This window comes from Cryobacterium lyxosi (assembly GCF_004403345.1).
Taxonomy (GTDB): Bacteria; Actinomycetota; Actinomycetes; order Actinomycetales; family Microbacteriaceae; genus Cryobacterium; species Cryobacterium lyxosi.
Map to the genome: position 1 here is coordinate 1 of NZ_SOGT01000011.1, position 19,387 is coordinate 19,387.

A 19,387-nucleotide genomic window follows, 5' to 3' on the forward strand; every position below is an offset into this window, starting at 1 on the left:
AGCCGACGCCGCGTTCGTGTTGAAGGTCGGTGGCGTTGATGTGGATCATGACGGTGGTGGCGGCGCCGCCCATGGTGGGGGTCTTCGGATCGCGCGCGGCCGCTTCGAAGACGAAGCGGAGGATGTCGGCGCGTTTCTCGCCGGCGGTGCGGGAGTCGCCGTCGTAGCGGGCGTCGCCGGTGAACGGGTCGGCGCTGAACGGGTCGGCACTGAACCGGTCGCTGTCTGGGTTGGCAGGGTCTGCGCTGTCAAGACCATCTAACTCAGTGCCGGTGCCGGATTCGGTGCCGTTGAGGGGTGTGGTGGGTTCGAACCGTGGCGTGCGGGACCGGGCTGACAGGTAGGTGTCGAAGAGGGTGTCCATGATGCCGCGCAGCTCGGGGGTGACGTCGGCGCGCAGGGGGTATAAGCCGTGGCGCAGCAGCCCGAACGTCAGCGTGCTTGTCGCTTCGACGGTGTCGTCGTTGGGGGCGGTGCCGTCGGGATCGAGCCGGCCCTGCCACTCCAGTGCTTGCGCCCGCAGCAGGTCGGGCGTGAAGCGGATGCCGGCTCCGGGTAGTCCGGCAGTTTCCGGGGTGATCGCTCCGGTCGCGGAGGCGACCAGGGCACGTTCCACACGGTCGAGGTCGTCCTGCAGGACTTTTCCGTGCAGCGCGGTGAGGGTGCTGGCGATGATCTCTGCCGATTCCAGGCCGAGGTCGCCGCTGACCAGGCCTCCGGCGATGACCGCGTACCGCGCCGGCACGGGCAGGCCCATCGGCGTGCGTTCCACGACGGTCTCGCCCAGCTTCAGACGCCGTTGAGCTTCACGGCTGGAGATACCGGCGAGTTGGGTGATGAATTCAACCCGGTTACGGCATCCGTGNCCGGTCGGTCTCAGCGCGCACGCCGATGTCGGCGGTGGCTCGTAGCCTGGCACCATCGACCTTGCGACCGAGTTCTTCCAACGCCGCCAGTACCGCGATGGCTTCAGCATCATCAAGGTGCCCAAACCGTGTTCCATCCAAAACAGAGCCCAGCAACGCACCAGCCTGGCCGATGACGAAAACCCGAGAACCCTCGGGTTCCGGCACGGAGCCAGTTGCAGTGGGCGGGGCGGTGAGGGTCATGGCGTCAGTGCCTCCTTCACCCACAATTATAGCCCGAATCGACCACTAAAGCGAGTAAATCTCAGCATAAAAGTGATGTCAAATCAGAAGTTTCTTCTCATTTTCAAGAAGGCAAAAACTCGTCGTTTTAGTGGCCCAACGCAACTACTTTCGCATTCTCGGGAACAGTGGCGGAAGGGGATCGTTTGGTTTACCGTGCCGACAGAATGTCGTCGCCTTCGCTGCCCATCTGCCGGGTGCGACCAGCCATATTTCTTGAATGGGCGGGAGCACCATTTCTCGAGGATTGCTAGATTTAGGTATGCGAGAACTCCAGGCGCGAATCATCGCCGAACTCAACGTGTCACCCACTATCGACCCGGCCGCTGAAGTGCGCCGTCGGGTGAAATTTCTCAAGGAGTACCTGAAACGCACCGGCGCACAGGGATTCGTGCTCGGCATTAGCGGCGGCCAGGACTCCACCCTCGCCGGCCGCCTTTGCGCCCTGGCGGCAGGCGAACTGACCGAGGAAGGGCATCCGGCCACCTTTGTGGCAGTGCGCCTGCCGTACGCAGTGCAGCGGGACGAAGTGGATGCTCAACTTGCTTTGAAATTTATCCGCCCGCCCTCGCAGGCCACTTTCAACATTGAACTCGCCGTCGATGGATTTGAAAGTGAATTCCTGGCGAGCCTCGAGGTGGCTATGACGGACTTCACCAAGGGCAATATCAAGGCTCGCTCACGCATGATCGCCCAATATGCCGTGGCCGGTCAGCTCGGCCTGCTCGTGGTCGGAACCGACCATGCTGCCGAAGCTGTGACCGGATTCTTCACCAAGTACGGCGACGGCGGCACCGACATTCTGCCCTTGACCGGGCTGACCAAACGCCAGGGCCGCGCCCTGTTGATGGAGCTGGGTGCGCCCGAACAGCTTTATCTGAAGGACCCCACCGCTGACCTGCTCGACCACACTCCCGGCCAGACCGATGAGGCCAACCTCGGTCTTCAGTACGAGCACATCGACGACTTCCTCGAGGGCCGGTCGGTCGAAGATGAAGTGGCCGAGGCCATCGAGGCACGCTATCTCAGCACCGAGCACAAGCGGCGCGTACCTGCGTCATTGTTCGACACGTGGTGGCACTCGTCGCCGACGCGGTAAACAAAACACGAGCCGGTCAGCGCTGAGAAAGCGCCGACCGGCTCGTCGTTTGTCTGAGAAGAGCGACTATAGGGTGGGGGCCGCCGAGGAGCGCGTGAGCGGGTCGGTGCCGCGCACCTCGAGCTTGTTCACGTCATCCAAAAGGCGCTGGGTCTCGGTCGAAGCGTCCGAAGCCGTCGAAGCCGTCGAAGCCGTCGAAGCGGACGAAGCAGTTCGGTTGACGACCGCCGGTGTGAGCGGCGCGGCCCGCATCGGAGTGGGCGCCGAATCGGTTGGGTTGTACTGGTCGTGGTGTTGCTGGGCCACCCACGCTTCCTGCTCTGCCAGCAGGCTCTTCTCGGTAGAGGAGTTCTGCAACTTCCATCGGTCGAGATCGCCCTGAAAAATCTTGCGTGCGCGGGCGGGCTTGTTTTGCCATTCGATCAGTCGGTCGCGAAACTCCACCAACGCCGGCTCCAGCTGGTAACCGAACGTGGCGGAGGTGCGCTTGAGTTCGTAGAGTTCGTGGGCAGCCCAGTTCGCGGCGATTCCCGATCCGCGAATTGGCAGCAGCCGTACCTGAATATCGGCCTGGGCGACCGCTCGGTCGCTCATGACTTGTTCCTGCGGTGTGAGCGAATTCCACACGGATGCCTCGGTGGCGGCATCGACGAGGGTCGCGATAGCAGCCACCTTGATCTCGCGATCGCGCTGGGTAATGAGCCGTTTGATGGCTCCGCGCGAGATCAACGCGGCCAGCACGCTGGCAATGACGATCGCGCCGATGAACACGACCGCAGTGAAAATCATCGGTTGGGTGTTGACGTCGGTAAACCAGGCTACGAAGTTATTCCACCATTCCATGTGCAGGATTTTATCCGTGCCGAACCCTGTTCTCTGGGATCAGACGCGGCGTGCCCTCAGGCAAGTGCACTCCTTGCCCTCACGAGGGTGTACTTCTTAGTGCGTTACTAGCGAAAGCAGTCCACCGCATCGTCGATGCGACAGAACTCGCCGAGGTCTCGAGTGCGGGTCGCGAAGACGATTCTCCGGGCGCTATAGCGGTTGCCGTCGACATCGACGTGGTGTTCGATATACCCGATGACAGCGCCGGCTGGATCGACAATGCGCCACAGCCCGTCGCGCACGAGGATGAAGTTGCGGCCACGCACCGTGGGAAGTGCCGTTGCGGGGCGTGCTGTGATGGAAATTGCTGTGCGAAGAATCGGTGCGATGAGAGTGGTCATTTGTGCGCCTCCGTAATAATGCCGCAGTATCCCAGCCGCCCTGGGTGTTTTTTGAGCGTACGGGCGACCACCGACATCCGCTTTAGGCGAACAGGCGGCGTGAATGCCGGTTCGACCGGAGGCTGCAGCAAGCAAAGAGTTATACTGATACGATGCAAACTTTTGTGGTCGCAGGTGGATGTTTTTGGTGTCTCGATGCCGTGTATCGGGTCTTACGCGGAGTAAGCGATGTCGTGTCGGGGTACACCGGCGGTACGACAACCAACCCGAGCTATGAAGCGGTCTGCACCGGTCATACCGGCCACGCCGAAGCCGTCGCGGTGACCTTCGATCCCGATGTCATTCCGGCCAGCGTGATTCTTGATGTATTTTTCACCCTGCACGACCCCACCCAGCTCAATCGCCAGGGTAACGATGTGGGTACCCAGTACCGGTCGGCAATGTTCTATACCGACGACGCGCAGAAGCAGCTGTTTGAAACGGCCCGCGATCGCGCGACCGAATGGTGGGGTGCCGGCATCACGACCACGATCGAGCCGCTTGGCGAGTACCACGAGGCCGAGGACTACCACCAGGACTTCTTCACCAAGAATCCCGGACAGGGCTACTGCATGGCGGTCGCCGTGCCCAAGGTCAACAAGATTCGCAAGTCGTACTCGGAGTACCTGGTCAGCTAGTTCCTCCTCCACAGTCGTTTCGCTGCCCCGTTCTCCACTGATCGCGCGCAGCGTGCGCCGCGGCGTCGTTCCGAGCGGCACACTCACAGTGTGCGATCCGGGAACGGCAAAGAATGGCACGAGTTGCCGTTTCCGGGTCGCGTGCGCCGGGTGTTCGCTCGGCGGCTGACGTGCGAGTCCTCACGCGCTGACCGTGCCGGGAGAAACTATGAGCGACCACATCACCGTATCCGGAATCATCGGCACCGTCCCCCGCCGCAGTGTGGGCAAAAACGGCGCCCCGATCACGTCCTTTCGACTGGCCTCCCGCCAGAGTCATCTGGACCGCGCGAAAGATGAGTGGGTTGAGGACGAGAGCAGCTGGTACTCCGTCACGACATTTCGCCAGTTGGCCACAAATGCGGCGTCGTCGCTCAGTAAGGGCCAGCACGTCATCGTGAGTGGCCGACTGGTTATTCGCACATGGTCCAACGCCGAAAAATCCGGAATTGACGTCGATATTCTGGCCGACGCTCTCGGACACGACCTCACTTGGTACACCACGACGCCGGTGCGCAGCGATGCTTCCTCCAAAACCCCTGCCGAGCAGACCGGGCCAGAACAGGTAGAGCCAGCAGAGTCCGCCGAATCAGCCACCGCGTATGAAGCGGAAAGTAGGCAGATCGACCGTTCCGACGACGGCTTTGTTCCGATCGACATCGACGCTGATCAGGATGCGTATGCCCGTTTAGACTCGTAGCATCGTCCACGTGCGTGGACTGGGGGAGGCAAATCTTGAGCGTGGCGAAACCAGCATGGCAGAGTGTGGGTGCGAAAACAGCGCGGCGACGTGCACGCCGCCCGCGGTTCGCGCTGGGTATGGTGAGCGCTGGGCTCCTCCTCGGGGTAAGCCTGACCGCGTGCACCGGCGTCCCAGCAGAACCCCCCGCTAACGACACGGCGCCGTCCAACTCCGGTGCGCCCGAGCCGTCGGCCACACCGGCGCCTGACGCGACGCTCGTGCCCGACGGAACCGCGGCAGAGAACCTGGTGTACTTCAACTTTCTCGCCGCCGCCGTCACCAAAGCCAACCCCGCAGCTGACGGACGCGCCTACATCGATGCGCTCGTGGCCGGCGGGTTCGACCGCGCCGCGATAGAGGTGACCTTTGATCGAACCCAGGCCGACCTGGCCGCCGACTCCATCCAGTTCTCCGTACGCTTCGCCGGGGAATGCCTGATCGGCCAGATCGGGCCGGCCAGCAACGGCTTCCACAGCGTGGTCGTGCCAATTTTGTCGACCGGTTTGTGTCTTGTTGGGTCCACCCGGCAAATAGACTGGTAAACACTATGGCCGAATTTATTTACTCAATGGTCCGCGCTCGCAAGGCGATCGGCGAAAAGCTGATTCTTGACGACGTCACCATGTCCTTTTTTCCCGGCGCCAAGATCGGTGTGGTCGGCCCGAACGGTGCCGGAAAGTCCACCATCCTCAAGATCATGGCGGGCCTGGACACTCCCAGCAATGGCGAAGCGAGACTTTCCCCGGGCTACACCGTCGGTATCCTGATGCAGGAGCCGCAGCTTGACGAGAGCAAGACCGTGCTGGAGAACGTGCAAGAGGGCGTCGGACCGATTAAAGCCAAGGTCGACCGCTTCAACGAGATCAGCCTCGCCCTTGGCGAGCCCGACGCAGATTTCGATACGCTGCTCGCCGAAATGGGCGTGCTGCAGGAAGCCATCGATGCAGCGGATGCCTGGGACCTCGACTCGCAGCTGGAACAGGCCATGGACGCCCTGCGCACCCCGCCGGGAGACTCCGAAGTCTCCAACCTGTCCGGTGGTGAGAAGCGCCGGGTGGCCTTGACCAAACTGCTGTTGCAGAAGCCTGACCTACTGCTTCTCGACGAGCCCACCAACCACCTCGATGCCGAGAGCGTGCTTTGGCTCGAGCAGCACCTCGCCAAGTACCCGGGCGCTGTACTCGCCGTCACTCACGACCGGTACTTCCTCGACCACGTGGCCGAGTGGATCGCCGAGATCGACCGCGGACACCTGTACCCGTACGAGGGCAACTACTCCACCTACCTCGAGAAGAAGCAGGAGCGTCTGCTCGTGCAGGGTAAGAAGGACGCGAAGCTGTCGCGTCGTCTCGCCGACGAACTTGAGTGGGTGCGTTCCAACGCCAAGGGCCGCCAGGTGAAGTCGAAGGCGCGACTGGCTCGCTACGAAGAGATGGTCACCGCCGCCGAAAGCACCCGCAAGCTCGATTTCGAAGAAATCGTGATTCCGGTCGGCCCGCGCCTCGGCGCCCAGGTGATCGACGCGACCAAGCTGGAGAAGGGGTTCGACGGGCGCATACTCATCGAGAACCTCAGCTTCACACTGCCGCGCAACGGCATCGTCGGCATCATCGGCCCGAACGGCGTGGGAAAAAGCACCCTGTTCAAAACCATCGTCGGCCAGGAACCCCTCGACGGCGGCGAGCTCAAGATCGGCGAAACGGTGGACATCTCCTACGTCGATCAAGACCGTGGCGGCATCGACCCGAACAAAACCCTGTGGGAGGTCGTCTCGGACGGCCAAGACTATATCCAGGTCGGCAAGACCGAGATTCCGTCGCGCGCCTACGTGTCGACCTTCGGGTTCAAGGGTCCAGACCAGCAGAAGAAGGCCGGTGTGCTCTCCGGCGGTGAACGGAACCGCCTGAATCTGGCGCTCACCCTGAAGCAGGGCGGCAACCTGCTGCTCCTCGACGAGCCCACGAACGACCTGGACGTTGAAACTCTCGGCTCGCTCGAGAACGCGCTGCTCGAGTTTCCCGGTTGCGCCGTGGTGATCACTCACGACCGGTGGTTCCTCGACCGGGTGGCCACGCACATCCTCTCCTATGAAGGAACGGATGACAACCCGGCCAACTGGTACTGGTTCGAGGGAAACTTCGAGTCGTACGAGCAGAACAAGATCGAGCGGCTCGGCCCGGATGCAGCCAAGCCGCACCGCTCTGCGTATCGCAAGCTCACCCGCGACTAAACAGAACAGGGAAATCTGGTGAAGCTGCACGTACCGATTCGCCTGCGTTGGTCCGACCTCGATGCTTACGGCCACGTGAACAATTCTGAGATGCTGCGCCTGCTCGAGGAGGCGCGCATCCTGGCGTTCTGGGTGACCGAAGACGACGGAGCGATCGGAGCGAGTACGGCCGTGCTCGACGGTCGCCCCGGGGCGTCGACCCTGACGTTGATCGCGCGCCAGGAGATCGAATACCTCGCGCCGGTGCCCTACCTGCGCCAGCCCCTCGACGTGAGACTCTGGCTCGGCAAACTCGGCGGTGCCAGCCTCGATGTCTGCTACGAGGTATACAGCCCGGAGGGCGTCACACCCGAGGTTCTGTACGCCCGGGCGAACACCACCATTGTGCTCGTCGACGCGACGAGCGAACGCCCGCGCCGCATCAACGACACGGAGCGGGCGGCCTGGACGCCCTACCTCGATGCACCGATCGAGTTCGCGCGGCGGTGATAATCGCCGCGCTCTGCGGCTAGAGTTCCCGTAATACCGGTACTACTGAACCACACACGCGTTCACCGCGTGTTAAGCAGGGGAGGTACTTATGGCCGATGAGCGCGCCGAACTCTTGCAGGCACTGCACGATGAACACGCACCGCTTTTGTGGCGCTATGTCGTACGGTTGACGCAGGATCCGGCCTTTGCCGATGATGTAGTGCAGGAGACGCTGCTTCGAGCGTGGCAGCGCCCTCGCCTGCTCGACCAGACCGAAGTGTCTGCGCGCGCGTGGCTGTTCACGGTGGCCCGAAACCTGGTGATCGATGATCGGCGCTCGGCCCGTGCCCGCCATGAGATTCCCACCGACCAACTGCCCGAGGTGCCCACCGACGATCAAACCGATGCCTTGCTCGATGCCTGGCTGGTCGCGGACGCGCTGCACGATCTTTCTCCCGACCACCGGGCGGTCATTGTCTGCGCATATTATCGAGGCCAATCCGTGGCCGAGACTGCGCGCGACCTCATCATTCCCGAAGGCACCGTGAAATCGCGGCTGCACTATGGACTGCGAGCCCTGCGACTCGCACTGCAAGAACGTGGAGTGACGGAGCGATGAACACTCCAGCAGATCTATATGCCGACTGGGACGGCGCGTATATGCTCGGCGCCCTGTCACCGGGCGACCGCCGGGACTACGAACGGCATCTCAACGACTGCGTCGCCTGCAGCCAGGCGGTCGCGCACCTCGTCGGCTTGCCGGGGCTGCTGGCCCAAGTCCCACTCGATCAGGCATTGCAGCTCGGCCCGTCCACCGAGACGTCCACCGAGACCAGAGCGGATGCCGCGCACTCCGCCACCCTGTTGCCCCGCCTGGTGCAGGCGGCGCGGGCCAGTGTCCGGCGCGCCCGTCTGCTCGCCGCCGGAGCCGTGGTCGCGGCCGCTGCGATCGCGGCATCCGCTGCCCTCGTCGTACCGGGGTGGCTCGAACAGTCGGGCGCGAGCGTTACCGAACCGGCCGTGGCTATGGCCGCGGTGGTTCCCAGCCCGCTCACCGCATCCTTTCGCCTTGCCGGCGAAGACTGGGGCACCCGGATCGACGCGAACTGCAGCTATGCCACGAGCGCTAACGATTTCGGTCCGCAGGCCTACGCCCTCTTCGTGACCGACCGGGACGGGCAGGAGACCCTCGTCGCCAGCTGGATCGCTGGTCCCGGAAGCACGATCAACGCTATCGGCACCACGAGTGTGGCGGAGAACGATATCGCCAGTGTGGATATTCGGTGGATGCCCGACGAGCGGGTGCTGTTGGAATCCACACCGACCTGGTAGGTGCTCGAGTTAGTCGAGGATGATGGGGACGCGCAGCATGCCCTCCTGCGCAACGGTGGCCAGGAGCACGCCGTCGCGGCTGAAGATACTGCCCGTGGCCAGGCCGCGGCCGCCCTGAGCGCTCGGTGAATCCTGCACATAGAGCAGCCATTCATCGACCCGACCGAAACGGTGCCACCACATGGCATGGTCAAGGCTTGCGACCTTGAGGCCGGGGGAAGACCAGGCGATGCCGTGCCGACGCATGATCGGCTCCATGATCGAATAATCGCTGGCATAGGCCAGGGCGGCGCGGTGCAGATCGGGGTCGTCGGGCAAAGGAGAAAAAGTCTTCATCCACACGGCTTGGCGAGAGGTGTGCTCACCGTTCACCTTGAGGTAGATCGGTGAGGGGACATGCCGCATATCGAAGGGGCGCTCGCTCGCCCAGTAACGGGCCACCGAATGATCGATGTGTGCAAGCGCATCGGATGCCGTTGGCAGGCTCTCCGGGTCGGGGATATCCTTCGGCATCTCGATGTGGTGCTCCAGGCCCTCATCGGCGTCCTGGAACGAGGCGATCATCGACAGGATGGGCACGCCCTCTTGGTAGCACTGCGTGCGGCGGGTGGAGAACGAGCGACCATCGTGAATGCGCTCGACCGAGAAGGTGATCGGCGCTTTGACATCGCCGGGACGCAGAAAATAGCCGTGCATGGAGTGCACGTGGCGTTCGTCAGGAACGGTGCGCATCGCGGCGACCAGCGATTGGGCCAGGACCTGCCCGCCGAACACGCGGCCAAGCGGCATCCACTGGGACGGACCGGTGAAGATATCTTCGCTGGTGCGGGCACCGGTGTCGGTCAGATCGAGAACGGCCAGGAGGCCTTCCATCGGCTTGTGCATGCTGTCTCCTCGGGCAAGTTCGCGACCGCGGCACGCGGATGTTTCGTATCTTGGTAGTTTAGGAGGTGATGAGCCAGTCATTCACTCTTACCGATTCCCAGTCCCTCAGCGATTTGATCGTGTTTCTCTCACGATCCGGCCGCGTCCTCGATGGTTCCGTGCGTCTCATGGCGTCCGAGGGCGTTCTCGCGGTCTACACCGCCATTTTCTATCCGCGCGGTCTGCTCGACGCGAGCCCGACCGTGCTCGGGCTGCGCACCTTCGCCCTGACGGAGCCGGTCGACCTCGACAAGGTCGTGCCGGTGCGGTCCCTGCTAGAACGCCTCAAACGCCTCGAATCCACCGCGCGTGACCTCACCGTGCCGGTGGTCGTGACCGTTCCGCTGGAGGTGAATACCGTGACCTGGACCGGCATCTCCCCGCCGAAGGGCGGCTGGGAACCACACGGCCAGACGCCGGCATCTCACCTCGAAGCGGCCGCTCGGAAGGGCATCGACGAGGTTGCCGCCGCCGTGCCGGAGGGCACCGGAGAGTTGATCGTTGAACGCGTGCGCTCTGAGGTCTGGGGCCGTCAGGTCGATGGGCTCGAATTCGTACCGACCGGGGCCGGTTTCGCAGCCTTCAGCCTGGGCTTTCTCGCCGATGACGAACCGGTGCACCTGTTCGAGTCGGGCCTGTGGACCCGCCTCAGCACGAGTCGCGGCCACGTTTTGGTGCGACGCAAGCCGTGGACTCTCAAGGCCTGACCGGCTAGAGGTTGCACTGTCGGTCGCGAGGACTCGATGGTGGCGGACTGCCGCTGTCGGCCGTCACCGGACGGCCCACATCATGGATTCTCCACAGGCCGGCGGCCTTGGTGGTATCTACGCCGTAACCCGCTTGCATCCGAAGTCACCACAGCAGCGACAGGGGCTGGTGCGTTGGATGCCCCTAGGCTGTGGGGCATGCCGATACTGTTGCAGCTCGATTCGTCCGCCGACCTCGTGACCTCGCGCTCGCGTGCGATTACGGCGACTTTCGCGGATACCTGGCGCGGTCTGAGCAATGAACACACCGTCGTTCACCGTGATCTGCACCGGGAACCGTTGTCCCACCTGACCGATGCCGCGCTGCACTTTCCAGCACGGCTCCGCCCGGAGGGCGCGCGTCCGAGCGCGGAGCAGGAAAAGCTGCAGCAGCTCCTCATTGCGGAACTTGTCGCGGCCGACGTGCTGTTGATCGGTGTTCCGCTATACAACTATTCGATGCCGTCGACCCTGAAGGCGTGGATCGATTACATTCACCTGCCGACGGTGACCGCTCCGTTCGACGACCCGACCAGTCAGCAGCCCCTCGCTGGTCGCCCGGCCGTACTTGTTTCCACTCGCGGCGCGGTCTACGACCCGGGAACCTCCACGGAGTTCGACGATCACGCGCTACCGGCGCTGACCCTGATTTTGGCGAACGCCTTGGGAATGACCGTCGAGACGATCGTGGCCACCCGCACGCTCAGCGAACGGTTCGGTGCTCCCGCCGACGAGGTCGACACGCAACACGAAGAGCTGGCCGCGGCGCACGAGTCCGCTGCCCGGGCCGCCCGCCGTCTGGGCTGAGGGGGCCGCGACGACGTGACGCTGAGTGCGGTCGGCGCACATCCAGGGCTGCGCCGCAACGTTGCCTTCTGGCAGGCCGTGCTGTTGACCGGCACCGGGGCGGTGCTGGGCGGAATTCTCGGCCTGCTGGGGCCCACCATGCTCGGGCTGGTCGGTCTTTTGCCTTTCGCACCGCCGTGGCCCCAGGTCGCCCTGCTCGTTCTGGGGCTTCCCGTGATCATCGCGGTCGGCAGCTGGATCCTCGCCCGCCCGGCCGAATTCGAAGAGCGTCTGCAGCGCACGCTGAACTGATCCTGGTCAGGATGCTGCTGGCCGACACCGCTCACGTTGATGCGTTGCATGGCGACGATTCCGGCCTGGCAGGCCTGCCCACCGGCGTCGCCCAGCGCGCTTACTTGGCGGCGAGCAGGCGCGCAACGCGGGGCTTGACCTCGGTGGCGAGCAGGGTGATGGACTCGAGCAGGTGTTCCTGGGGGAGCCCACCGTGGTCGCCCTGCAGAAAATGACGCATGTGGCCGAGGTGCCTGTGCAGCGCGACAATGCGTTCCGCGACGTCGTCAGGGTCGCCCACGAAGTAGGCGCTGGGTGCATCGACCTGAGCCAGATAGGAACTGCGCTGCGGCACCGGCCAGCCCCGCAACCGACCCATCTCCACGTTCAAGTTCACCCACCCCGGATACATCCGCTCGACGGCTTCCTTCTTGGTCGGGGCCACCAGGCCGAAGGTCGCCACCGAGACCTTGATGTTGTCGCCGGTGTGGCCGGCCTGCGCAGCTGACTGCCGGTAGAGGTTGGCGAGGGGCGCGAACCGGTGTGGCTCTCCGCCGATGATGGCGTAGGCGAGGGGGAGACCGAGGCGCCCAGCACGAGCCGACGACGGCGCGCTGCCGCCGGTCGCGATCCAGATGGGGAGTGAGCCCTGCACCGGGCGCGGCACGACGTCGAGCTGGGGGATCGACGGACGTGCGGTGCCCGACCAGGTCACGTTTTCGGTGGCGCTGGTGTTGAGCGTGAGGAGCAGGTCGAGCTTCTGGGCGTAGAGCTCGTCGTAGTCGTTCAAGTCGTAGCCGAACAGCGGAAAAGTCTCGACCGAGGAGCCGCGGCCGGCGGTGATCTCGATTCGGCCACCGCCCGAGATCGCATCAGCGATGGCGAACTGCTGGAAGACCCGCACCGGATCATCCGTTCCGATGATGCTCGCCGCGCTGCCCAGTTTGATCTGACTCGTCGCGGCGGCGGCCGCTGCGATGATCGCACCGGGCGAGGAGGCTGGCATCGAGACGGTGTGGTGCTCACCGACACCGAAGTAGTCGAGCCCGGCCTTATCGGCCAGCACGATGGCGTCGAACAGGTTCCTGATCGCTTCTGCGGTGGAGCGTGAGCTGCCGTCGGGGTTGAGCTGAGTGTCGCCGAAGCTGTAGGCGCCGATCTCCATGGTGTTCTCCATTGTGTACGGGATGGTGAGGCGGCGTCCGGGAACGGGCGCGCCTTCTGGTGCAGAAATCCTCCGACGACCTCACGCGTCGTGCGCGAGTCGCCGTAGCTAGTTTCGCGCCTCTGTTGCCAATTCGCGCAGCCCTGTGGACAGGATGCGCGCGTCGCCCGGAGCGTGTGCGGGCTCTCATTCTCGTGTCCGTGACGATGACACGCAGAAGCGATGTTAACTGGCTCTTCCGCGAGACTGGACGGGTACACTCAAAGTATATACAAAATGTATTAAAATAGTAGTATTATGCGGGTATGGGTTCACTTTTACAAATTCGGAACGTACCCGATGAAGCGCGCCGGGCGCTGAAGGCCAGGGCCGCAGCTCAAGGCGAGTCCCTCAACACGTATCTGCTCGATCTCGTTTCCCGAGAGGTCGCTCGTCCGACGGTCAGTGAGGTACTCGAACGCGCAGCCCGTCGAACGGAACACGCGCAGGCATCCGCGCTCGAGGCGCTTGCGGTCGCACGAACGGAGCGCACTGGCGAGGTGCAGGACCGGTCCGGCGCGTGATCGTTGTCGACGCCGCCGCTGTGATTGATGCGTTGACCGCGGTCGCTGGTACCGATGGTCTACGCTCCCGCCTGGCAGCTGAAGAGCTGCATGCGCCGAGCCTGCTCGATTATGAAATCGTCTCCGCCTTACGCGGCCTCACGCTGGGCGGGCACCTGAGCGCGGCTCGGGCGCAGGACTTGTTGGTCGACTTCGAAGATTTGCCGATCCGACGGTGGCACTCGGCTGAACCGCTGTGCCGGCGGGCGTTCCAGTTGCGCGACACTGTTTCGGCCTACGACGCTGCCTACATTGCTTTGGCCGAAGCGCTGCGTTGCCCGCTGCTCACCCGCGACGCACGATTGGCCCGAAGTAGCGGGCACAGTGTGCGGATTGAAGTGCACTAGCGGGCATCATCTGCTCACGCGGATGTCTGTCGGTACCGCCGCGCCCTAGTCTTCGAAGCTGTTCACCATCGCGAAGGCGGCGCGTTCCATATAATCCCAGAGAATTCCCCGCTGCAACGGCGGCAGATTGGCGGCGTCCACGGCGACTTTCATATGGCCCAGCCAGCGGTCGCGGGCATCCGGGTTGACCTTGAACGGAGTGTGACGCTGACGCAGACGCGGGTGGCCGCGCTGCTCGCTATAGGTGCCTGGACCGCCCCAGAACTGCTCGAGGAACATAACCAGGCGGTGTTCGGCCGGTCCGAGATCTTCTTCGGGATACATGGGCTTCAGCACCGGGTCGGTGGCTACCCCGACGTAGAAGTCGTGCACGAGCTTTTCGAAGAACGGTGTTCCGCCGACCTCGTCGAAGAAAGTGGGCACTGCGGCGGGACCGTTCTCACCCTCGCGCAGGTACACGTCGGCACGGGCTGCAGGCTGATCGGTGGGGTGTCGTTCAGTGGTCACGTGGTGCGGCTTTCTTCTGTTGGGTGGGTTCAGTGTCAGTCAATGCCATCCCCACGAACTTCAGGGTCGGGCGTCTTCATCGGAGCCGGAACATTTTTGGGCTTGTGCGGCCCACGGGGCTTGCGTACCGCGACCGGGCCGGTGCGCACGCCGGCGACGGCGTCGGGTACGGCCGCAGCGGCCGCTTCGGCGGCATCGAGGGCGCCATCGGCCGGTTCACTGGTCGACCCCTCAAGGGTACCGTCGCCGGTGGTCATGACCACGCTGTTGAGCGGCGTGAGTGGCACTCCCATACCGTCGAGGGCCTTCTTCATGTGCAGGCGCAGGTCACGGGCGAAGTCCCACTTGGCCGAGACCCGGGTCTTGACCACGAGCCGGGTCACGAGGGCTTCGGCGCTGATCGACTCGAGGCCCCAGATCTCGGGCTTTTCGAGAATAAACGCGCGCCACTTGCGACTTGAGGCGAGGGCAGTGGCCACGCGCAGCAGCTCGTCTTGCACGGCCTCCACGTCGGAACTGTAGGGGATGGCGAGGTCGATGATGACGCGCGCCCAGCCCTGCGACATGTTGCCGACCCGCAGAATCTCGCCGTTGCGCACGAACCAGAGCGTGCCATCGATGTCGCGTACCTGAGTGATGCGAATTCCGACCGTTTCGACGACACCGGATGCGAATCCCACGTCGACGATGTCGCCCACGCCGATCTGGTCTTCCACGACCATGAACAGGCCGTTGAGAATATCCTTGACGATGTTTTGTGCGCCGAAACCAAGGCCGGCGCCGAGCGCAGCGGTGAGCAGAGCGAAGGAACCGAGAATGTCCTTGTTCAGGGTCGTGACGATGAGCAACAGGGCGGTGATCAGTATGAACACGTTCACGATGTTCGCCAGCACTGCCCCGAGGGTGCGTGAGCGCTGGACAACGCGAACCGCCGCGAGCGGTGACACATTGAGTGCCTGGGTGTCGTCGACCTTCTGATTCTTCTTGACGCCGGAGACGATCTGCTGCACCACGCGCCGAATGACGAACTGCAGAACCCAGCGCAGGGCGAAAGCGATGATGATGATCATCGCGACAGCGAAGGCCTTTTCCAGAAAGACGGTCCACGGAATTTTAGCAAAGTAGGTACCGAGATCGGCCCAGAAAGTTTCCCAGTTCATATCCGAGCCAGTCTACCGAGAGGCCGTTTGCGGAACCCGGGAGGTGACCCCGGTCACGGTATCGACGCCCGCGACACGCAACCGCAGCAGACCGGTCTCGGCACCGCGGGCAGTGGCATCCTCTCGGTAATCGTGGAGTTTGCTGTGAACCTCACGGGATGCGTGAAGCCCGCGGCCAGTGGTCGGCTGGCTGCGGGCTTCATGGTGTTCCCTGCCGACGGCTAGTCGGCGTCGCGCGCCTGTACCTTCAGCGATCGCTCGACTCCGGCCAGGTTCTCGACCACGAGGCGGCGAAGCGCTGCCGGCTCCGGGTTCGCATCGAGCCAGGCCCGGGTCGCGTCGGCGAGGGCCTGGTTGTTCAGCGGCGCCGGGTAGAGACCGATGACGAGCTTCTCGCCGATAGAGAAGCTACGCGACTCCCACACGCGCTGCAGCATCTCGAAGTAGGTCGCGACAAACGGCTCGAGCAGGGCTGCGTCGTTGACCCGCAGGAACCCGGCGGCCGTCGTGCGCACAATGGTCGTCGCTGCCGTGTCAACGTCGATGAGTGACGACCAGGCGGCGAGCTTGCCGTCGGCGGTGGGGAGAGCGGCCCGGGCCAGGGCGGCCGACTGGGCGCCGGTGGCCGTGTTGTCGGCCGTGAGCGCCGCGTCGATCTCAGTGGCGTCGGCGCGTCCACCCGCCACAAGGGCGGTGAGCAACTCCCAGGCCAGGTCGGTATCGATCGTGAGGCCCTTGAGCACGGTGCTGCCCGACCGCAGGGCAGCTACGTTCTCGAGGTCGGCTGGGTTGGTCGCAACGGCGGCGAAGAACTTCACGAACTGGAACTGGGCGTCGCTGCCGGCCACAGCATTCTGGGCCAGCGTCCACAGTGCCGCGGCGACCTCGGTCGTGACGGCAGCACGGTGTGGCTGGCCGACGTAGTAGTTCGCTGTGAGGACGACCTGGCCGAGTACGGTGCGCAGCGTGGTTGACTCGGTTTCGGTGGCCACGTTGTTCAGCACCAGGCGCACGAAGTCGCGCGCTGTGGTCTCAGCGTCGCGGGTGGCGTCCCAGACCGAACCCCAGACCAGAGCGCGGGCGAGCGGGCTCTCAATGGCAGAGAGATGTTCCAGAGCCACCGCCTCTGAGGCCGGGTCCAGGCGAACCTTGGCGTAGCTGAGGTCGTCGTCGTTGAGCAGGATCAGGTCGGAACGCTGGCGACCGACGAGGGCGGGGACATCCGTTCGCGAGCCGTCGACGTCGAGTTCGACCCGGTGCGTGCGCACGAGCTTGTGGGCGTCGTTGAAGGTGTAGAAGCCGATGGCCAGGCGGTGCGGGCGAATGGTGGGGTAATCGGCTGCGGCGCTCTGTAGCACCGTGAAGCCGGTGATGACTCCGGCCTCGTCGACGGTGATCTCGGGGCGCAGGGTATTGACGCCGGCGGTTTCGAGCCACAGCTTCGCCCAGTCGCGAAGGTCCCGGCCGCTCGCCGCTTCGAGTTCCACGAGCAGGTCGCGCAGCTCGGTGTTGCCCCACTGGTGCTTCTGAAAGTAGGAGCCGACGCCGGTGAAGAACGCCTCGATACCCACCCAGGCGGCGAGCTGCTTGAGCACGGAGCCGCCCTTGGCGTAGGTGATGCCGTCGAAGTTGACGAGCACGTCGTCGAGGTCGCGGATGGTGGCGACGACCGGGTGGGTCGAGGGAAGTTGATCTTGCTTGTAGGCCCAGCTCTTCTCCATCACGGCGAAGGTGGTCCAGGCTTCGTGCCACTCGGTGGCTTCGGCGGTGGCGATGGTCGATGCCCACTCGGCGAAGCTCTCGTTGAGCCAGAGGTCGTTCCACCAGGTCATCGTGACGAGGTCGCCGAACCACATGTGGGCAAGCTCGTGCAGAATCGTCACAACCCGGCGTTCCTTGACGGCGTCGGTCACCTTGGAGCGAAAGATATAGGTTTCGGTGAAGGTGACGGCGCCTGCGTTCTCCATGGCGCCGGCATTGAACTCCGGCACGAACAGCTGGTCGTACTTGTCGAAGGGGTACGCATAGCCGAACTTCTCCTCGTAGTAGGCGAAGCCCTGGCGGGTCTTCTCGAGGATGTAGTCGGCGTCGAGGTACTCCGAGAGGCTTTTGCGACTGAACACGCCAAGTGGGATGGTGCGTCCGTCGCTTGAGACGAGTTCGCTGCGCACGACGGCGTACGGGCCGGCGATGAGCGCGGTGATGTAGCTCGAGATGGTGTGGGTGGGCGCAAACGCCCACGTGCTGGCGCCGTTGCCAGCATCGATGGGTTCGGGCGTGGTGGAGTTGGAGACGACCTGCCACTCGCTCGGCGCCGTGACGGTGAAGGAGAATTTTGCCTTCAGGTCAGGCTGCTCGAACACCGCGAACACGCGGCGGGAGTCGGGTACCTCGAACTGGCTGTACAGGTAAACCTCGTTGTCGACCGGGTCGACGAAGCGGTGCAGGCCCTCACCGGTGTTGGTATAGAGCGCGTCGGCGACGACGACGAGCTCGTTCTCGGTCTGCAGGCCGTCGAGCTGGATGCGGATTCCGTCGCTCACGACGGCCGGGTCGAGCACGGCACCGTTGAGGGTCACCGAATGCACCTGCGCTGTGATGGCGTCGATGAAGGTCGAGCCGCCGGGGGTGGCGTTGAAGCGCACCGTGGTGGTGCTGCCGAATGTGGTGGGGCCGGTAGTGAGGTCGAGTACAACGTTGTAGCTCGCTACCGTGACGAGCGCGGCGCGCTCGGACGCTTCCAGGCGGGTGAGGTTCTCTCCAGGCAACTTAATTCTCCAATTCGATTCACGATTCGATTCGCGACGGATTCCATTTGGAACGGTGCAGCTTCGGCGCTCGTGGCGCCAACGCACCCCGCAAGCCTAGCCATGATTAGGATGTGGGCATGAGAGCGAGCACCGATCCCGGCGTCGCGACCGCTGAACGCTACCGGGCCTTCGCCGAGGTCGAAGCCCGCGGAATGAGCGCCTGCTACGAACGCTGGGCCGCTGGGGTTGCGGCTGATCCTGAGATCGTGACGCTGATCGATCTGCTGCCGCCAGTCAAGCGGCAACCAAACCTGGTGTTCAGCGCGGCCCGGTTGCACGGGGCTGTTGCCGGGGAGTACCCGGCTTTCGCGGCCTGGCTGCGCGAGCACTGGGCGCTCGTCGCCGCCACCTGCCTGACTCACGCCACCCAGACCAATGAGCCCGGTCGGTGCGCCGCGTTGTTACCGGCCCTGGCGGCGCTCGCCGGGCCGCTCGCGATAATCGAAGTGGGGGCATCCGCCGGTCTCTGCCTGCACCCCGATCGGTACAGCTACCGGTATCGGTCTGCTGATGGCGGCGAGTGGATGCTGCACCCGACCGACGGCCCCAGCCCGGTCGTTCTGGACTGCGCCGTCACCGGCCCGGTGCCGCTGCCCGAGCGGATGCCCGACATCGTGTGGCGGGCCGGAATCGACCTTCACCCGCTCGACGTGCACAGCGACGCGGACGTGGCCTGGCTCGAGGCGCTGATTTGGCCGGAGCACGACGACCGTCGATCCCGGCTGCGCGCCGCGGTTGCCGTGGCCTACCAGGAGACGGTCGAGATCGTGCCGGGGGACCTGAACGACCAGATCGAGGCGCTCGTCACCCGGGCACCGGCCGAGGCAACGGTTGTCGTGTTCCACACCGCGGTGCTCGCCTACCTGAACGAGCGGGACCGCAATCGGTTCGCCGCGCAGATGACCCGACTGCCGGTGCGCTGGCTATCGAACGAGGGGCAGAGTGTGGTGCCGGGGGTACTGGAGCGGCTTGGAAAGGCTCCGGCGAAGGAATCCGCTTTCATTCTTGCCCTGGACGGCGAGCCAATTGCCTTGACCCAGCCACATGGTCGCAGCCTGCACTGGCTCGGGTGACTCGGCGGGTGG

The 19,387-nt window shown here is 64.2% G+C and carries 23 protein-coding genes; 15 read left to right on the top strand and 8 right to left on the bottom strand.

Translation table 11 applies throughout. The features are described from left to right. Positions 1-772, bottom strand: a 772-nt coding sequence (locus tag E3T27_RS08015; RefSeq protein WP_241992178.1) for a DUF222 domain-containing protein, incomplete at its 3' end; no start/stop codon positions are given. 638 nt (positions 773-1,410) lie between these two features. Here E3T27_RS08015 and nadE point away from each other — a divergent pair. Beyond that, positions 1,411-2,247, top strand: coding sequence for an ammonia-dependent NAD(+) synthetase (gene nadE / locus E3T27_RS08020; protein ID WP_104197800.1), 837 nt, complete (start codon positions 1,411-1,413; stop codon positions 2,245-2,247). Positions 2,248-2,313: 66 nt separating this feature from the next. Here the strand turns inward: nadE and E3T27_RS08025 are convergent, their stop codons facing one another. Both E3T27_RS08025 and E3T27_RS08030 read right to left on the bottom strand, forming a co-directional pair. After that, on the bottom strand, positions 2,314-3,090 hold the full coding sequence (locus E3T27_RS08025) for a hypothetical protein (RefSeq protein ID WP_134572206.1): 777 nt from the start codon (positions 3,088-3,090) through the stop codon (positions 2,314-2,316). Between the two features lie 107 nt (positions 3,091-3,197). Continuing rightward, positions 3,198-3,473 (bottom strand): DNA mismatch repair protein, encoded by a 276-nt coding sequence (locus E3T27_RS08030; RefSeq protein ID WP_104197802.1) that lies wholly within the window; start codon positions 3,471-3,473, stop codon positions 3,198-3,200. Positions 3,474-3,625: 152 nt separating this feature from the next. Here E3T27_RS08030 and msrA point away from each other — a divergent pair, with 152 nt between their 5' ends. From msrA to E3T27_RS08065, 7 genes are all read left to right on the top strand, one after another. Next, positions 3,626-4,150, top strand: coding sequence for a peptide-methionine (S)-S-oxide reductase MsrA (gene msrA, locus E3T27_RS08035; RefSeq protein ID WP_104197803.1), 525 nt, complete (start codon positions 3,626-3,628; stop codon positions 4,148-4,150). A gap of 208 nt (positions 4,151-4,358) precedes the next feature. After that, the gene (locus E3T27_RS08040) at positions 4,359-4,889 is read left to right on the top strand and encodes a single-stranded DNA-binding protein (protein ID WP_134572207.1); all 531 of its coding nucleotides are present in this window, start codon (positions 4,359-4,361) and stop codon (positions 4,887-4,889) included. A 41-nt stretch (positions 4,890-4,930) separates the two neighbouring features. Continuing rightward, complete coding sequence (locus E3T27_RS08045) at positions 4,931-5,473, top strand: DUF6993 domain-containing protein (protein ID WP_241992179.1); 543 nt, start codon at positions 4,931-4,933, stop codon at positions 5,471-5,473. A 5-nt stretch (positions 5,474-5,478) separates the two neighbouring features. Beyond that, a complete protein-coding gene (ettA, locus tag E3T27_RS08050) occupies positions 5,479-7,161 on the top strand; it encodes an energy-dependent translational throttle protein EttA (RefSeq protein ID WP_104197806.1) in 1,683 nt (560 codons plus the stop codon). Positions 7,162-7,179: 18 nt separating this feature from the next. Beyond that, on the top strand, positions 7,180-7,650 hold the full coding sequence (locus E3T27_RS08055; protein ID WP_104197807.1) for an acyl-CoA thioesterase: 471 nt from the start codon (positions 7,180-7,182) through the stop codon (positions 7,648-7,650). 91 nt (positions 7,651-7,741) lie between these two features. Beyond that, positions 7,742-8,251 (top strand): sigma-70 family RNA polymerase sigma factor, encoded by a 510-nt coding sequence (locus E3T27_RS08060; protein ID WP_104128928.1) that lies wholly within the window; start codon positions 7,742-7,744, stop codon positions 8,249-8,251. Further along, positions 8,248-8,964, top strand: a complete 717-nt coding sequence (locus E3T27_RS08065; RefSeq protein WP_134572208.1) for an anti-sigma factor — start codon at positions 8,248-8,250, stop codon at positions 8,962-8,964. Before E3T27_RS08060 ends, E3T27_RS08065 begins: the two co-directional genes overlap by 4 nt. A 9-nt stretch (positions 8,965-8,973) precedes the next feature. Here E3T27_RS08065 and E3T27_RS08070 read toward each other — a convergent pair whose 3' ends face one another. Continuing rightward, positions 8,974-9,849: an acyl-CoA thioesterase gene (locus E3T27_RS08070; RefSeq protein WP_241992180.1), complete on the bottom strand. Its 876-nt coding sequence runs from the start codon at positions 9,847-9,849 to the stop codon at positions 8,974-8,976. A 68-nt stretch (positions 9,850-9,917) separates the two neighbouring features. On the opposite strand from E3T27_RS08070, the gene E3T27_RS08075 reads away from it, so the two are divergent. The 3 genes from E3T27_RS08075 to E3T27_RS08085 all read left to right on the top strand — a co-directional run bounded on the left by E3T27_RS08075 (position 9,918) and on the right by E3T27_RS08085 (position 11,732). Beyond that, the gene (locus tag E3T27_RS08075; RefSeq protein ID WP_104197809.1) at positions 9,918-10,595 is read left to right on the top strand and encodes a DUF8185 domain-containing protein; all 678 of its coding nucleotides are present in this window, start codon (positions 9,918-9,920) and stop codon (positions 10,593-10,595) included. 198 nt (positions 10,596-10,793) lie between these two features. Further along, on the top strand, positions 10,794-11,441 hold the full coding sequence (locus tag E3T27_RS08080) for an FMN-dependent NADH-azoreductase (RefSeq protein WP_134572209.1): 648 nt from the start codon (positions 10,794-10,796) through the stop codon (positions 11,439-11,441). A gap of 15 nt (positions 11,442-11,456) precedes the next feature. Further along, positions 11,457-11,732, top strand: a complete 276-nt coding sequence (locus E3T27_RS08085) for a hypothetical protein (RefSeq protein WP_134572210.1) — start codon at positions 11,457-11,459, stop codon at positions 11,730-11,732. Between the two features lie 100 nt (positions 11,733-11,832). Here E3T27_RS08085 and E3T27_RS08090 read toward each other — a convergent pair whose 3' ends face one another. Then, positions 11,833-12,888, bottom strand: coding sequence for an LLM class flavin-dependent oxidoreductase (locus E3T27_RS08090; protein WP_241992181.1), 1,056 nt, complete (start codon positions 12,886-12,888; stop codon positions 11,833-11,835). A gap of 293 nt (positions 12,889-13,181) precedes the next feature. Here E3T27_RS08090 and E3T27_RS08100 point away from each other — a divergent pair, with 293 nt between their 5' ends. Further along, on the top strand, positions 13,182-13,439 hold the full coding sequence (locus tag E3T27_RS08100) for a FitA-like ribbon-helix-helix domain-containing protein (RefSeq protein WP_104197813.1): 258 nt from the start codon (positions 13,182-13,184) through the stop codon (positions 13,437-13,439). After that, positions 13,436-13,825: a type II toxin-antitoxin system VapC family toxin gene (locus E3T27_RS08105; protein WP_134572211.1), complete on the top strand. Its 390-nt coding sequence runs from the start codon at positions 13,436-13,438 to the stop codon at positions 13,823-13,825. The genes E3T27_RS08100 and E3T27_RS08105 overlap by 4 nt, the downstream gene beginning before the upstream one ends. Before the next feature lie 45 nt (positions 13,826-13,870). On the opposite strand, the gene E3T27_RS08110 is transcribed toward E3T27_RS08105, so the two are convergent. Next, positions 13,871-14,278: a globin gene (locus E3T27_RS08110; protein WP_277612401.1), complete on the bottom strand. Its 408-nt coding sequence runs from the start codon at positions 14,276-14,278 to the stop codon at positions 13,871-13,873. Positions 14,279-14,367: 89 nt separating this feature from the next. After that, on the bottom strand, positions 14,368-15,492 hold the full coding sequence (locus tag E3T27_RS08115) for a mechanosensitive ion channel family protein (RefSeq protein WP_134572212.1): 1,125 nt from the start codon (positions 15,490-15,492) through the stop codon (positions 14,368-14,370). 27 nt (positions 15,493-15,519) lie between these two features. Between E3T27_RS08115 and E3T27_RS08120 the strand changes: the two genes are divergently transcribed. Further along, positions 15,520-15,717, top strand: a complete 198-nt coding sequence (locus E3T27_RS08120; protein WP_134572213.1) for a hypothetical protein — start codon at positions 15,520-15,522, stop codon at positions 15,715-15,717. Here E3T27_RS08120 and pepN read toward each other — a convergent pair. After that, a complete protein-coding gene (gene pepN / locus E3T27_RS08125; protein ID WP_134572214.1) occupies positions 15,714-18,260 on the bottom strand; it encodes an aminopeptidase N in 2,547 nt (848 codons plus the stop codon). The genes E3T27_RS08120 and pepN overlap by 4 nt on opposite strands. 119 nt (positions 18,261-18,379) lie before the next feature. Here pepN and E3T27_RS08130 point away from each other — a divergent pair, with 119 nt between their 5' ends. Further along, entirely contained in the window at positions 18,380-19,375 is a 996-nt protein-coding gene (locus E3T27_RS08130; RefSeq protein ID WP_134572215.1) for a DUF2332 domain-containing protein, read from the top strand. The last annotated feature ends 12 nt before the right edge of the window (positions 19,376-19,387 follow it).